The organism is Streptomyces deccanensis (genome assembly GCF_022385335.1).
Taxonomy (GTDB): Bacteria; Actinomycetota; Actinomycetes; order Streptomycetales; family Streptomycetaceae; genus Streptomyces; species Streptomyces deccanensis.
Map to the genome: position 1 here is coordinate 9,967,769 of NZ_CP092431.1, position 13,744 is coordinate 9,981,512.

The 13,744-nt window shown below is 71.4% G+C and carries 10 protein-coding genes; 4 read left to right on the forward strand and 6 right to left on the reverse strand.

Features of this window, described 5'->3' with window-relative positions; translation table 11 throughout:
* The first annotated feature begins 252 nt into the window (after positions 1–252).
* Together L3078_RS43850 and L3078_RS43855 are read left to right on the forward strand one after the other, a co-directional pair.
* Positions 253–1,290, forward strand: a complete 1,038-nt coding sequence (locus L3078_RS43850) for a LacI family DNA-binding transcriptional regulator (protein WP_239760059.1) — start codon at positions 253–255, stop codon at positions 1,288–1,290.
* A 251-nt stretch (positions 1,291–1,541) separates the two neighbouring features.
* Complete coding sequence (locus tag L3078_RS43855) at positions 1,542–3,605, forward strand: RICIN domain-containing protein (protein ID WP_239760060.1); 2,064 nt, start codon at positions 1,542–1,544, stop codon at positions 3,603–3,605.
* A 117-nt stretch (positions 3,606–3,722) separates the two neighbouring features.
* On the opposite strand, the gene L3078_RS43860 is transcribed toward L3078_RS43855, so the two are convergent.
* The 5 genes from L3078_RS43860 to L3078_RS43880 form a co-directional block, all read right to left on the reverse strand.
* Positions 3,723–5,018, reverse strand: a complete 1,296-nt coding sequence (locus L3078_RS43860; protein WP_239760061.1) for a JmjC domain-containing protein — start codon at positions 5,016–5,018, stop codon at positions 3,723–3,725.
* The gene (locus L3078_RS43865) at positions 5,015–6,214 is read right to left on the reverse strand and encodes a hypothetical protein (RefSeq protein WP_239760062.1); all 1,200 of its coding nucleotides are present in this window, start codon (positions 6,212–6,214) and stop codon (positions 5,015–5,017) included. Before L3078_RS43865 ends, L3078_RS43860 begins: the two co-directional genes overlap by 4 nt.
* Positions 6,211–8,508: a type 2 lantipeptide synthetase LanM gene (locus tag L3078_RS43870; RefSeq protein ID WP_239760063.1), complete on the reverse strand. Its 2,298-nt coding sequence runs from the start codon at positions 8,506–8,508 to the stop codon at positions 6,211–6,213. The genes L3078_RS43865 and L3078_RS43870 overlap by 4 nt, the downstream gene beginning before the upstream one ends.
* 282 nt (positions 8,509–8,790) lie before the next feature.
* A complete protein-coding gene (locus L3078_RS43875) occupies positions 8,791–8,946 on the reverse strand; it encodes a hypothetical protein (protein ID WP_239760064.1) in 156 nt (51 codons plus the stop codon).
* A gap of 512 nt (positions 8,947–9,458) precedes the next feature.
* A complete protein-coding gene (locus L3078_RS43880; protein ID WP_239760065.1) occupies positions 9,459–10,406 on the reverse strand; it encodes a LysR family transcriptional regulator in 948 nt (315 codons plus the stop codon).
* A 233-nt stretch (positions 10,407–10,639) separates the two neighbouring features.
* On the opposite strand from L3078_RS43880, the gene L3078_RS43885 reads away from it, so the two are divergent.
* Positions 10,640–11,542, forward strand: coding sequence for an ArsR/SmtB family transcription factor (locus L3078_RS43885; protein ID WP_239760066.1), 903 nt, complete (start codon positions 10,640–10,642; stop codon positions 11,540–11,542).
* A gap of 524 nt (positions 11,543–12,066) precedes the next feature.
* Positions 12,067–12,285 carry a hypothetical protein gene (locus tag L3078_RS43890; RefSeq protein WP_239760067.1) on the forward strand — a complete coding sequence of 73 codons (219 nt, stop codon included), beginning with the start codon at positions 12,067–12,069 and terminating at the stop codon, positions 12,283–12,285.
* Positions 12,286–12,433: 148 nt separating this feature from the next.
* Here L3078_RS43890 and L3078_RS43895 read toward each other — a convergent pair.
* Positions 12,434–13,686, reverse strand: a protein-coding gene (locus L3078_RS43895; protein WP_239760725.1) for an IS3 family transposase whose coding sequence is annotated in 2 segments (ribosomal slippage) — positions 12,434–13,347 and positions 13,347–13,686 — 1,254 coding nt in all. Because the reading frame shifts where the segments join, the coding sequence is not laid out codon by codon here.
* Positions 13,687–13,744 lie beyond the last annotated feature (58 nt).

A 13,744-nucleotide genomic window follows, 5' to 3' on the forward strand; every position in this document is an offset into this window, starting at 1 on the left:
CGAGTCGTTGCGCATGACGAAAAAGCCACTTGAGCTGCGGCAATGAATGTCGGACGGGTTTCCTCGCGCGCCCGACGCACCTCCTTCCGCCCGGCTGCGGGCCTCGGCGTCTTCTCGCGTCGGAGGCAAGTTGAGTCGCGTGAACTCTTGACGTGCGCTCGGCGTGTGCGTACACATTGACCGCGCGGTCAGACCGCGCGGTCATTTACTTGACCTCGTTCGATGGCGAACACACGGCCACGAGGAGACTTCATGACGACAGGGGTGGAGCGCGGTGCAGCCTCCTCCGCGCCGCGCAGTGAGGACGTGGCCAGGCTGGCCGGCGTCTCACGCAAGACGGTCTCCCGGGTCCTCAACAACGAGCCGTACGTCTCCGACGAGTCCCGCCGACGTGTCCTGGCGGCCGCCGAGGAACTCGGCTACCGCTTGAACCACGCGGCCAGGGCACTGGCCTCCGGCCGTACCCGGGCCATCGGGGTGGTCGCTCTGGCAACAGCCGGGTACGGAACCGCCTCCCTGCTCGTGGGCATCGAACAGGCCGTACGGGACGCCGGTTACGCGCTGCGCGTCGTCAACACCCCGGACGGCGACCCGCACAGCATCGCGGGCGCGCTGGAGTCACTCCTGGAACAGGGCGTGGACGGCATCGTCGTCTCCGTACCCATCGTCGAGGGTGAGGTCCCGGTCGGCGTCGACGTGCCGGTCCTCTTCGTCGGAGCGCCACCCGCCTTCACCGCCGCCCGAACACTGACCGTCGGCGTGGGGGCCCACGAGCTGGCCCGCGCGGCCACCGAACACCTGCTGGACCTGGGACACACGACCGTCCATCACCTCGCCGGTCCGCGCCGGTGGTACGCCACCAAGGACCGCATCGAGGGATGGCGGGCGGCGCTGGCGGCCCGGGGCGCGCATGAACCACCCGTGCTGAACGGCGACTGGTCGGCGGCCTCCGGGTATGCCGCGGGCCTCGGGCTGGCCTCGGACCGCTCGGTCACCGCGGTGTTCGCCGCGGGCGACGAGATGGCCATCGGGCTGATCCACGGCCTGCGGGAAAGCGGTCGTCGTGTGCCGGAGGACGTCAGTGTCGTCGGCTTCGACGGCAACCCCGTCTTCGCCTACGTCTCCCCGCCGCTGACCACCGCCCGTCAACCCTTCGAGGCGGCGTCGAGCGAGGGAATCCGGCTCCTCCTGCACGCCATGGAGCAGCCCGACACCGAGCTGCCGCCGGCCAACGACCCGCCCGTCGAACTGATCGTGCGCGGTTCCACCGCGCCTCCGCCCTCCCCCTGATCCTTGTCATAGCAAGTGCCACTGCCCCGGCGCACCCACACGCCGGGGCACTCCACCCCCGCCACTCAGCGCCTGTCACCGCGCCCCCGCGCAGCGACGCGCCCGGCTGCGTCACCCCGGTCGTCACTCGGCTGTCACCCCGGCCGTCCCCCCGGGCGACGCGCCCTACGAACTCCGCCGCGTCACCTCCGAGCCGTCCGAGCCGGCGGCGGACACCGAAACACACCTTCCCCTTCCCCCTGGGAGCCGCAATGTCCCCTGCGCAGACAGGCGCCAGATCCGGCGCCGCTCCGCGTTCCCGCCGTCCCCTCTCCCTCTTGTCGGTGGCCTTCGTCCTGCTCGTCGCGGCGATGACCATGTTCCTGCCCGCCGGCCGGGCGGACGCCCTGGCCCGTCCCTCGCAGACGATGTACACCCCGCCGTCGGGTGCGCCCTCGCCCGGATCGCTCTACCCGCGGGCGATGCGTATGCAGCACAACGGCTCGGCCAACGGCACGATGCTGGCGACGTTCGAGCAGTACTCCTCCGGCACGCCGGTCTTCCCGATCTACCGCAGCACGGACAACGGAAACTCCTGGTCGAAGATCTCCGAGGTCGCCGACACGCAGAACGGCTGGGGCATGCGCTGGCAGCCCGAGCTGTTCGAACTGCCCACCGCGGTGGGCGGCTTCCCGGCCGGCACCATCCTGGCCGCCGGAGCCTCGGTCCCCGCCGACCGCTCCGCCATCAAGATCGACGTCTACGCCAGCACCGACCGCGGACAGACCTGGACGTTCGTCAGCAACATCGCCACCGGCGGCCCGGCGTACGACCAGAACGGCAACGGCAACACCCCCGTATGGGAGCCCTTCTTCCTCCACGCCAACGGCAAGCTGATCGTCTACTACTCCGACCAGCGCGACCCCGACCACGGCCAGAAGCTCGTGCATCAGGTCACCACGGACCTCCGTGACTGGGGGCCGGTCGTGGACGACGTGGCGATGCCCACCTACAGCCAGCGCCCGGGTATGCCCAGCGTCGCGAAGCTGCCCAACGGCAACTACGTCATGACGTACGAGTACGGCGGCTCGCCCTCGGGCAACTTCGCCGTCTACTACAAGATCTCCGCCGACCCGGAGGACTTCGACTCCGTCACGGGCATTCCCCTGCGGTCGACGGACGGCGTGGTCCCCACCAGCACCCCGTACGTCACGTGGCTGCCCACCGGCGGTCCGAACGGCACGCTCGTCGTCGGCGCGTACAGCACCAGCGACCTGTTCCTCAACACCCAGAACGGCGCCGCGAACACCTGGACACGTATCACCTCCAACGTCGCCAACGGCTACAGCCGCGGCCTGCTGCCCCTGTCCGACGGCCACAGCCTGCTCGTACTCAGCGGCGGCAACGGAGGCAGCAACCTCTCCAACCCCGTCACCTACAGCACCATCGACCTCGGCGGCGGCATCTCGGACGGCGCCACCTACACCGTGTCGAACGTGGGCAGCAACCTCATGCTGACCATCGCGGGGGGTTCGACCGCCAACGGCACGCGCGCCACCCAGCAGACCGCCGACAACGCCACCGACCAGCAGTGGCGCTTCGTGCGGCAGAGCTCCGGCTACTTCAAGATCTTCAACGTCGCCAGCGGCAAGGTCCTCGGTGTGGAGAGCCAGTCCACCGCCGACGGCGCCAGGATCCTGCAGTGGGACGACAACGGCACCCTGGACCACGAGTGGGCCGTCTCCCCGCACCAGGCCGGCGGGTACAGCATCACCAACCGTGTGACCGGCAAGTATTTGGAGATCCCGAACGCCTCCACCGCGGTCGGCACCGCCGCCGTCCAGTGGAGCCGCACCAGCTGCGCCTGCCAGCGCTGGAACCTCACCCAGACCGCTCTGCCCCCGCTGGGCACCGGGCAGTACGTCCTCGTCAACAAGAACAGCGGCAAGTACCTGGACATCCCGCAGGGCTCGACCGCCACCAACACGGCGGCGCAGCAGTGGCAGAACTCGGCCTGTTTCTGCCAGCTGTTCACCTTCCAGTCCGCCGGCGGCGGAGCCTGGAACATCAGGAACGTCAACAGCAACCTGAATCTGGACATCCGTAGCGGCTCCACCACCGCCGGAGCCGCCGTCGTCCAGAACACACCGTCCACCGCCAACTCGCAGAAGTGGACCCTCACCGACGCGGGCAACGGCTACCACAAACTCAAGAACGTGGGCAGCGGCTTCAACGCCGGCGTCGCCCAGTCGCTGACCACCAACGGCGCGGCAGTCGTGCAGTGGAACGACCTGAACAACGACGACCAGCTCTGGAAGATCGTCCGCATCAACTGAGTTGCTGCGAACGGTGCGGGAGCGGGCGTGGTCTCCACGCCCGCGCTCCGCGTTCAACAGGGCCCGAAGGCGAGGCCCTCGGGGGCCGCGTCGGGGCGCAGGCTGCCCTGCTCCGGCTCAGGGCTCTCGGTGGAGTGCTCGGAAACTCTCGAGGTGTTCCAGCAGGGTGCGGGCGTCTTCGCGTGGTGTGCCGGGTGGTGTGCCGGGTGGGACGAGGGACAGGATGTCGGACACCCGCGCGGGGTTCGGGCCGGTCAGTGACTGGGTGATCGCCGTCATGGCGCCGGGGCCGAGGGGGGTGCGGGTGTGGAGGCCGTTCGCCGTGCAGAGCGTCCCGGCGTCGCCGTCCGGTGCCCAGAGGACGCGTGTGCCGGGCGCGGTCCGCAGTCGGTCGGTGTCGGCGAGGGCACGTGGTGCGGCGGCCGGCGGGGCGGGCGCGAAGCCCCCGGCCGTCCAGTGGCGCAGGGAGACGGTGGTGACGCGGGGGCCCGTCCGCTCGGGCCGGGCGAAGGCGGCGAGCGCCCGCACCGCGTCGTTGAACGCTGGGGGGAGCACGGGAGACAGCAGGCCGTCCGGACCGGGGCCCGGTGCGCTGACCTCGGCCTCGGGGACGTGGAGCAGGGTGTCCAGGCTGCCGCGGCCGGTGCGCCGGGTCGGGTCGAGGTCGGCGATCAGGGCCTCCATCTCGTAACCGGCGTGGTGCTCGTCCCGGGGCACACCGACGTTGACGCTGGTCGCGGGGGACGTCGTGGCGCTCTCACCGACGTGGTAGTAGTCGGAGGGCCAGTACAGCAGGTCGCCCGGTCCCACGTCGGCGGAGAAGGAATCGGGCAGGTGGCCGGTGTAGTCGACCTTGGTGGAGACGGCCTCGTCCCACGGCCTGCGCGGCCAGAACCGCATGCGCTTGCGGCCGCGGAGCCCGAACATGAAGGTGGCGAAGCGGTCCTTGTGGACGCCGACGGGGCTGTGCTCGTAGGTGCCGTGGAACAGGGTCGTGATGGCGCCGGTCACCGGCAGGCCGACCGCTTCCCACAGGCCGGCGTAGAAGGCGCGCTCACGCGACCACAGGTCGGCGTCGAACGCGTGGAAGTCGTTGACGACAAGGGCGTAGCGCAGACCGCCGAGACGAGCGGCCAGGCGAGTGTCGTATCCGTCGAAGTCGCCGTCCTCGGCGGTCGGCAGCAGGTCGCCGGCGGTGTCGCGCTGGACGCGCTCGACCGTCAACTGCGCGTGCGGCGGCATCCGTTCCTCCGGCCCCGCGCACGGACTGCCGTGCACAGCCGCCCGAAACACCTCCGATGCCTCGAAGGGGGCGGGCGACAGGGCACGGAACAGCACGGGCGACCGGTCCCAGTACCGCTCCACGAACGTGGTCCAGTCGAACTCCGTCTCCACCGCCACCGAGGTGCTCACGCGCCGTTCTCCCGTCCGTCCACGTCAACGTCCCCGTCCACGCTCATGTCAATGTCCACGTCCACGCCGCGCAGCGTGTACAGCTTCTCCAGCAGTGCCACGACGGCGTCGTCGTGGCCGGGGCCCGTCACGGCGCACAGGTCACGGACCGTGGGGGTGTCGCCCTGCCGCAGCCGGCCCAGGACGCGTTCGCCGAGGGTGCCGCGGAGCGAGAAGGCGTGGCCGTCGACCGCCCAGAGCCATGTCTGCCCGTCGTCGAGGGGCATCCGGACGACAGCGGACGCCGGCCGCAGGCGGTCGTCGGGGGAGAGACGCACGGGCGGCCGTGCGTCCGGGGCGGGTTCGAGGCCGGCGGCACTGACCCTGCGCGCCCACAGGGCACTCAGCAGCCGGCCGAGCGGTGGCGTCGCCGTCACCTCGCGCACCAGCTCCGCCGTACTCGCCAGTTCGGGCACGTCGGGCGGGGTCGGGCCGTCGGGCGGGTACGGCAGGTAGGGGACGTGGTCCTGGCCGCGCCGCGCGTGCACCAGGCCGGCCACGACGTCCGTGACCGCCGCGGTCGCCAATCGGGGGTCGCGGGGCACCAGGAGCCGCAGGGCCATGGTGCGGGGGCCGAAGGTCAGGGTGTGCGGCCGGTCGGCCGGCCAGTGGAGCAGGTCGCCCGCTCCGGCGTCGAGGGCGGGCCCGGTCGCCCGGGGCGTGGCTGTCAGGCTGCCGCGCAGCACCCAGATCAGGGGGGAGTGCGGGGAGCCGTGCTTCTCCACGATGCCCTCGCCGAGGACGAGTTCGGCGACGACGGGCAGGACGGGACAGCCGACCCGCTCCCACAGCGGCGTGACCAGGGAGCGCACCCGCGCCCACAGTGGCGGGTCGAGCATGAGCCCCTGCTCCATCACGAGCAGCCGCCCGCGTCCCGCCATCCGTTCGTCGAGGCGCTCGGCGTACCGCTCGGCGGTCGTGTCCCGAGGCCCGGGCAGCAGATCACCAGGAGCTCGGATCCGGCCGTCCTCGACGTGGAAGCGGACATCGGGCAGGGCCTGGAAACGGGTCCCGGCGCGGAACGGTCGCGCGGCCTCGACCATCGTCGTGTAGGCGCGGTCGGCGTCGACGGTGTGCGGGCTGCCCGGGGCGGGCGTCACCACGGGTGTCCGCTCCCAGTGGCGGGCGGCGAAGAGGTCCCACGCGGTCCCGCTCACCCGGTGTGCGGCTGGTACCGGCGGTGCAACCGGCCGGCGTACCGGGCGAGCGGCTCCATCCTCAGACTGCGACGACGTTCGTCCACCTGCTCGGGCTGTTCGATGGGGCACGGCTCCAGCTTCCCTTCCCGCATGCGGAACTTGGTCCCGTACAGCTGCGGCCGGCCCTCCTGGACCCGCAGCGCGTCGGTCACGTACGCCACCTGACGCCAGGGCAGATCCCCGTCGCGGGCGGCCTGCTCGATGAGCCGGAGGCACTCGTGCTGAAAGTCCGCCGGCCCCTCGGCGTGCTGGAGGAGCCGGCAGGCCGCGGCCGCGGCGGCGGGGCCGACGAGGGCCCGGCCCGGCCAGCCGTGCCGTCGGACGACGTCCTCCAGCCAGCGGATGCCCGCGCCGGTCAGGGCGCGCAGCCTCTCCTCGGCCTCCCCGTCGGTGAAGCGGGAGTCGGTCCAGCGGGTGCGCAGCACCGCGTCCACCCGGTCGATCGCAAGCAGGCGTCGCCGCACATCGAGCGCGAGGGTGGGCCGGGCCGGCGGTTCCGTGCGGATCGGCGTCGGCGGTTCCGTGCGGGTCAGCGCCAACTGTTCCGCGCGGATCCTCAACGTGTCGCGATCCCAGGTGTGGACGATCCGGCGCCCCGCCTGCGGCCAGTCGAAGGCGACCTCACCGCTGTCCCGGTCGGAGAGCCGGACGTGGACGCCGTCCCCGTGGAGTTCCTCGGGCCCGACGGCGTCGTAGACGTACTCCACCGCGTCCCGCAGGGCCACGCCGAGGCCCGCCAGGTCGCGGCCGCGTTCGTCGAGGACGGTGGCCGACGGCGGCCAGTCCGGGTGCGCGGGCGCCGATACGGGAACGGGGGGCGAGCCGGCGCGCAGCAGCGGTCCGCCCGCCACGGAGCGGAAGAAATAGGGGGCGTCCAGCACGTCGAGCTGAGCCGTCTCCTCCGGGCCGAAAAGCGTCTCCGCGGAGCCGGGTGCCGTTGTGGTGAGGCGGTCGGCGAGCACCTCGGTGTAGGCGGCCGTCGGCTTGAGCAGGACACGGACGTGCCGCTCCCGTCCGGCGCGGAGCAGGAAGGACCGGATGACGTCGTGGTGACGGCACATCAGGGTCCAGGCGTCGAACATCCCGCGCAGGAAGGCCGGAAGGTAGGGCCCGTATCCGGTACGCCCCAGGGTGTCCGCGACGACCGTACGGGTCTGGGTGCGCGCGCAGGGTTGACTCCTTCGCACCAACCGCAGGCCGCCGTCGGGGTGTTCGGCGAAGTGGGCGACCGGACCGTCGAGGGTGCACCAACGCGGCTGGTCCTCCAGCCCTGGGTGGTGATGGTCCCCGGCTGCGGTGTCGGCGACGAGCCCGGTGTCGTAGAGGCGTGGCAGCGGCGCGAGGAAGATCTCCAGGTCGACCGGGTAGAGGAGGGGTTCCGGCAGGTCGGCACGCGTCCCGGAGAGGATGTTGCCCTCTGCCAGGTCGGTGATGCCGAAGCGGAACGCCGCGGCGGCGAGGGATCCCGCCCGGTGCCAGAGGCGTTCCGCCTGGCGCCGGCCCAGTCTGGTCCCGTCGAGTCGTCTTCCGGGTGCCGAGCGGATCGGGCCCCATTGCGCGGGCGGCTCGATCCACTCCTGCCAGGTGTAGTCCCGTCGGTCGGGGCCGGTGCCCGCCGTGCAGCGCAGGACGGGCAGGACGACCGGTCCCGTCACAGGGGGCAGGGAGTTGAGGAGGGCGAACACGGAGTCCTCGGGGGCGAGGAAGAGCAGTTCGCCGTCGGCCGGGCGGGGCTTGTAGGCGACGACGCCACCGCCGCTCAGGCTCACGCGCAGGATCCTGCCCCGGCCGTTGTGCGTCTCTCCGCCCTGGGCCTCGATGCCCGTCAAGGGCGGGCGCAGCGCGGGCCGGTCGAACCAGGGCCCGGTGACGTCCCGGCTCGCACGCTCCAGGAACCGGTCCAGGAACGTCGTCCAATGGGCGCGCTGCTCGTCGGCCGCGTAGGGGACACCGGCGGCACAGGCGGTGAACGCCTCGGCCACGAGCGGTCCGAAGAGGGCGCCGTCGGTCACGTCGAGCAGACCGGGGGCGAGCAGGGCGCAGTACCGAGCGGCGGCGTCCCGACACCAGGCGTCCAGGGCGTCCAACACGCCGACGACGGGGGCGAATCGGGGAGTGGCGAGGGCCGCCGCGAGGACGTCCGCGTCGCTGTCGCCGGCCAGGAAGCGGTCGTGTACGAGCAGGCCGTCCTCGGCGACCCGCAGCACCGGAGGGAACAGCCGGCCCGCCGTGCCCGCCCGTACCGCCTCCACCACCTTCCGGGCGGCGGCCGGGCCGTGCGGACCCGCGGGCCGCGGACCGGTGGCTGAGCCGTGCGGGCCCGCAGGCCGCGAACCGGTGGCTGAGCCGTGCGGGCCCCCAGGCCGCGAACCGGTGGCTGAGCCGTGCGGGCCCCCAGGCCGCGAACCGGCGGCCGGTACCGCGTCCCACAGCACGTCGATCACAACGTTGTGCCTCCCCCTGAACGGTGCCGCCCCGCTGGTCGCTGGGCGGCACCTGTGCGATGTCCGGTGGTGCGGTTCGGCCGGGGTCTCTCAGAGGCAGTACCAGGCGCGACAGGTGCTGACGGCCGCCTGCGTGCGGTGGGGGATGTCCTGCTCCAGTTCGCCGATGACGAGGTCGAGCTCCTCCTCGGCGGCCGTCCCCGCGTCGATACTGGTCTGGGCGTCGGGGGTCGTGGCGTAGGTCATGGTGATCCTCCTGGTTCGACGAGTGGTGATCGGAAGAGGGAGGGATGAGGGATGGAGCGATACAGCCGGGCTCGGGCCGGCCGTGCCAGGGTGCGCCGGCACTCAGTCGAAGACGGCCTCGATGCCGCCGCCGATCGCGGTGCGGCCACCCACGTCGCGGGCCGTGCCGACGACGCGGTAGCGACCGCTCCTCATGCCGATGCCGCCCTTCACGAGGAGTGAAGGAGAAGCCCCGTCGCGACGGAGATCATCAGCGATGATCAGCGATGATCACACCGGTCTCATCCCGTTGTGTACGGCCATGACAGCCGGTTCCCCCTCCGAACACCGCAGCGGCCGGTCGAGCCGCTGCTCAGCACATCGTGCGGGGGAGCCATGTCCACCGCCATGTTTTCGATGCTCGTCGAAAACATGGGGCGCCTTCCGGCCATGTGGCTGCGGAACCCGCCGAGCGGGCCGGTGCCGGGGCTGCACGGCGGCCGAGGCCACACCTCCGCGTCGGCGGAGATCCATCAGGAGGGCCCCTGGCTGCGCTGCGCCTGCCGAAGGACGTGGTGGGCCGCCTCGCGCAGGGCGGTCACGGTCGGTCCGTCGCGATGGTCGGGGAGCCAGGCGAGTTCGGCCGTCGACACGCCCAGCTCGGGGCAGTGGACGTAGGTGACGCCGGTGCGCGGATAGAGGTGGCGGGCTGCGGAGGGCAGGAAGGCGATCGCCTGCTTCTGGGTGACGGCGAAGACCATGGCCTCGGTGTCCCTGATGACGGGACCGTAGCGGACGGGCGTGCCGTCGGGGCGCGGGTTGACGGTGAGGTGGTCCCACCACGCGCGAGGGACTTCCGGAGGCATGTCGACCACCGTGCGGTCGGCGAGGTCGGCCAGAGTGACGGTCTCCCGGCCTGCGAGGGGGTCGTCGGCGGGCAGGCAGACCACCCGGGCCTCGGTGGCCAGACGCAGGGACTGGATCCCGCCGGGCAGAGGGCCACGCAGGAACGCGGCGTCGACCTCCCCGGCGAGCAGGGCGCCGAACATGTCGACGAAGGTCAGGTTGCGGACCTCGATCTCCAGGTCGGGATGCCGCTCGCGGAGGTGGGTGAGGACGGCATGCGCGTGGGGCATGGCCGCTTCGGCGCCGAGGCTGCCGATCAGCAGACGCCCCCGCGCCGTTGCGGCGTGGCGGTCGGCGGTCTGCCGTAATCGGGTCATGGCGTCGACCACCGCCCTCGCCTCCTCGGCGAGGGCCTGGCCGGCCGGGGTCAGCCGTGTTCCACGCCCGCCGCGCGCGACGAGCGTGACACCGAGTCGCTGTTCCAGCGACCTGATCTGCTGGCTGAACGCGGGCTGGGTGACGTAGACGCGTGCTGCGGCCCGTCCGAAGTGGAGTTCCTCGGCGAGAACGAGGAAGAGCCGGAGCTGGTGCAGGCTCGGCTCTCGCACTCCGCCGGTGCCGCGACCAGGGCTCATGGAGAAAAGGCTATCGACACGAATGCGATCCTCTTCTCGATCTCGACTTCTCCGTACCGATCATCTGCGTCACGATCAAAGGAGTTGTTACCGGTACATGAGCGGCGAGGAGCCACGTGCTTCGCATCCACTTCGGCTGGCGCGATCTGGAGAACGTACGCCTGACTCAACAACCTGACCCCCTATGGGAGTTGATGTGTGCCGTCTGTCGTCTACAGACGGATCAGGGGCCGTTGGAGTTCGGTCACTGGCGCCGGCGGTCCACCCACCTCCTGTCGCGGGACAGCCGCGCCGACGCCGCCCTGCGCACGCTGCGCACCTTCATTCCGGCCACCGGGTACATCCCCGACTTCCTGACGCCGCCGGTCACGGGTGAGTACCTGGACGCGGCGCTCGAAATGGTCCGCGCCACCCCCCGGGACCGGCTGGCGGCGGAACTCACCCTGCTCGCGGCCTCGCGGCCGCTGCCGGGATGGGTGCGGGGCCCGCACGAACGGCCCACCCCCACACTGCTGTTGATCGCGGACGCCCTGCGGGACTCCTTCCGGGTGCTACTGGAACCGTACTGGCGCCAGGTGCGCTCGGCGGTGGGCGACGACGTCGCCGTCCGCGCGCGGACGGCGCTCGGCGGAGGCACCGGGGCTCTCCTCGCCGGGCTGCGCCCGTTCGCCCGATGGAACCCTCCGTATCTGGACGTCGACTATCCCGTCGAGCGCGAACTGCGCCTGGAAGGACGCGGACTGACGCTCGTGCCGTCGTACTTCTGCTGGCGAAGACCCACGGCGCTCGCCGACCCCGGCCTCGATCCGGTCCTCGTCTACCCGGTCGCGAAGCAGCCGTTCGACAACGCGCTCACCGGCGAGGCAGGGCTGGAACGGCTGCTGGGTCGGACGAGAACCGCGGTCCTTGTCGAGGTGGCCGGTCACCGTACGCGCACGACGACCGAGGTGGCCCAGGCCCTCCACCTGGCACCGGCCAGTGCGAGCTATCAGATCGGGGTCCTGCGCGGGGCCGGCCTGATCGTCAGCCGCCGTGCCGGCAAACGGGTCGAGCACGCGGCGACACCGCTGGCCCACGGCCTGCTGTCGGGCAGCGGTTCACCCTTGCCGAGTGAACCGATCCTCCGCTCCGGGTAGGCGTCCGCTCCGGACGAAGTCCACGCGGGCGGGCCGATGTGCGCGGCGACGCGCCGTGAGAGGCCCGATGCCGCGAGAGGTAACACGGTCCACCCGTGCGCCCCGTCGAGTGTCCGGATGAGTGTCCCCGTCAGCGTGGCAGAGCAGACTGCGGGCATGACTGAGAACTGTCCGGCCGGCTCTCTCGAGCCGTACGCCGCTGTGCTCTGCGACATCGACGGCGGGCTACGGCACTGGCCCGCTCACGACGAGCCCGCGTCCACCCGGCCGTCACCGAGAAGGTCACCGACGAGCAAGGGCGGGCCGCGGTGGCCGCCGACCGACCCGGCTGGAACAGGGCCTCGCCCGCCAAGGCCTGGACACCCTGGCTCACGCGGTGGTGAACACCGCCCGCATCGGCGTCGCCAAACCCGACCCACGCGTCTACCACACAGCCACCGAACGCGTCGGGGCCCCTGCTGCCCGGGCTTTTCCGGCCGGAATGGCCGGAGAGCACGCTCGACGACATCATCGACCAGGTCGCGATGGGCGAATTGATCGTGCTGGTGGGGGCGAGCGCGACCGACCGGATCGGATCCGCCGTCGTGGCGGTTCCGGTGACGGATGTGCCATCGACGCAACTGGTGCTGACATGGGGTCCGGGCATCCCGGCCGCGACACGAGACGCATTCGTACGCACGGCCAAGAGTGTGACGGCCAAACACGTGCGCGCGGCGGAGAGCCCCGACTCTATGGCGGTATGAGGCACTTCCGGCACATCAATGCGCTGCCCACCGGGACCCCACCCCGACCATCGACGATCTCGACGACCATCGACGATTTCCTCGACGAGGTCGAATGGCTGGCCGAAGCCGGGCCTTCCCCCGCGGAGGTGGACACGCGTCGGGGTGGTTATGCGGCCAGCGTGAGCTTATCGGACTCCTGCCGGTGCTGATTTTCGTAGGCCATGGGGCTGAGGTGTCCGTTGGCGGAGTGCCTGCGGCGGGTGTTGTAGCGGGTGAGCCACCGGAAGACGGTCCGTCGGCACAGTTCCGCTCCCGGGTAGTGGTGGGCGCCGCGCAGGGTCTCGCGCTTGAGGGTGGCGTGGAAGCTCTCGCAGGCGGCGTTGTCGGCGGAGGTGCCGACCGAGCCCATGGACTGGGTGACCCCCAACTCGCCGCACAAGTCGGCGAATTCACGCGATGTGTACTGGGCGCCGTGATCGGAGTGGAAGATCGCGCCGCTCAGACCGCCGCGGGTGGCGGCTGCCATGTGCAGGGCGTCGGCGACGAGTTCGGTGCGCATGTGGGCGGCGATGGACCAGCCGACCACCCGGCGGCTGAAGCAGTCCAGGACAGTGGCCAGATAGAGGAAGTCGCCGTCCCCGGTGGGAAGGTAGGTGATGTCGCCCATGTACTTGATCCCGGGCGCGGGGGCGGTGAAGTCCCGCTGGAACAGGTCCGGGACCGGTGTCACCGACGGCTCCGGGATCGTGGTGCGGACCCGTCTTCGCAGGCGTATGCCCGCTATGGAGAACTTGCGCATCACGCGGGCCACCCGTTTCTCATTGATCTTGCGGCCCTCGGCACGGAGCTCGGCGGTGATCCGCGGGGAGCCGTAGGCACCGTCGGAGTCGGCGTGGACGGCGCGGATCTGTTCGGCCAGGGCCCGGTCGGCGGCCTGCCGCGCGGTCCGCGCGTCGGCCGCGTCCCGCCACTTGTAGTAGCTGGAACGGTTCACGCCCAGCACCTGGCACAACCGCTTCACGCCGAAGGCGTCCCGGTGGTCGTGGACGAACTGGAAGCGGTTCACCAGTTCGTCTCGTCGGCGAAATACTTGGCCGCCTTGCGCAGGATGTCCCGCTCGGTGGCCAGCTTCCGTTCGCTCGCCTCAAGCTCGGCCACCCGGGCCTCCAGCTGCCGGATCCGCTCGTCCGGGTCGGCGGACGGTGCCGGCTGTCCTGCCCGGGCCGGCGCTGCCCCACCTGACCGAGCGGCCGCGGGGGCGACGCCGCGACGCTCCCGGTCCCGCAGCACCCACTCACGCAGCGTCGCCCTGTTGATGCCCAGGTCAGCGGCGATGCTCTTGTAGGTCGCCCCGGGCGTGGACTCGTACAGGGCCACGGCATCGGCCTTGAACTCGTCCGAGTAGTCCTTCATCGCCATCGGCGGTGTTCTCGCTTCCTCCGGATCAAGCAGATCCAGTATCAGCGTGTCCACCACT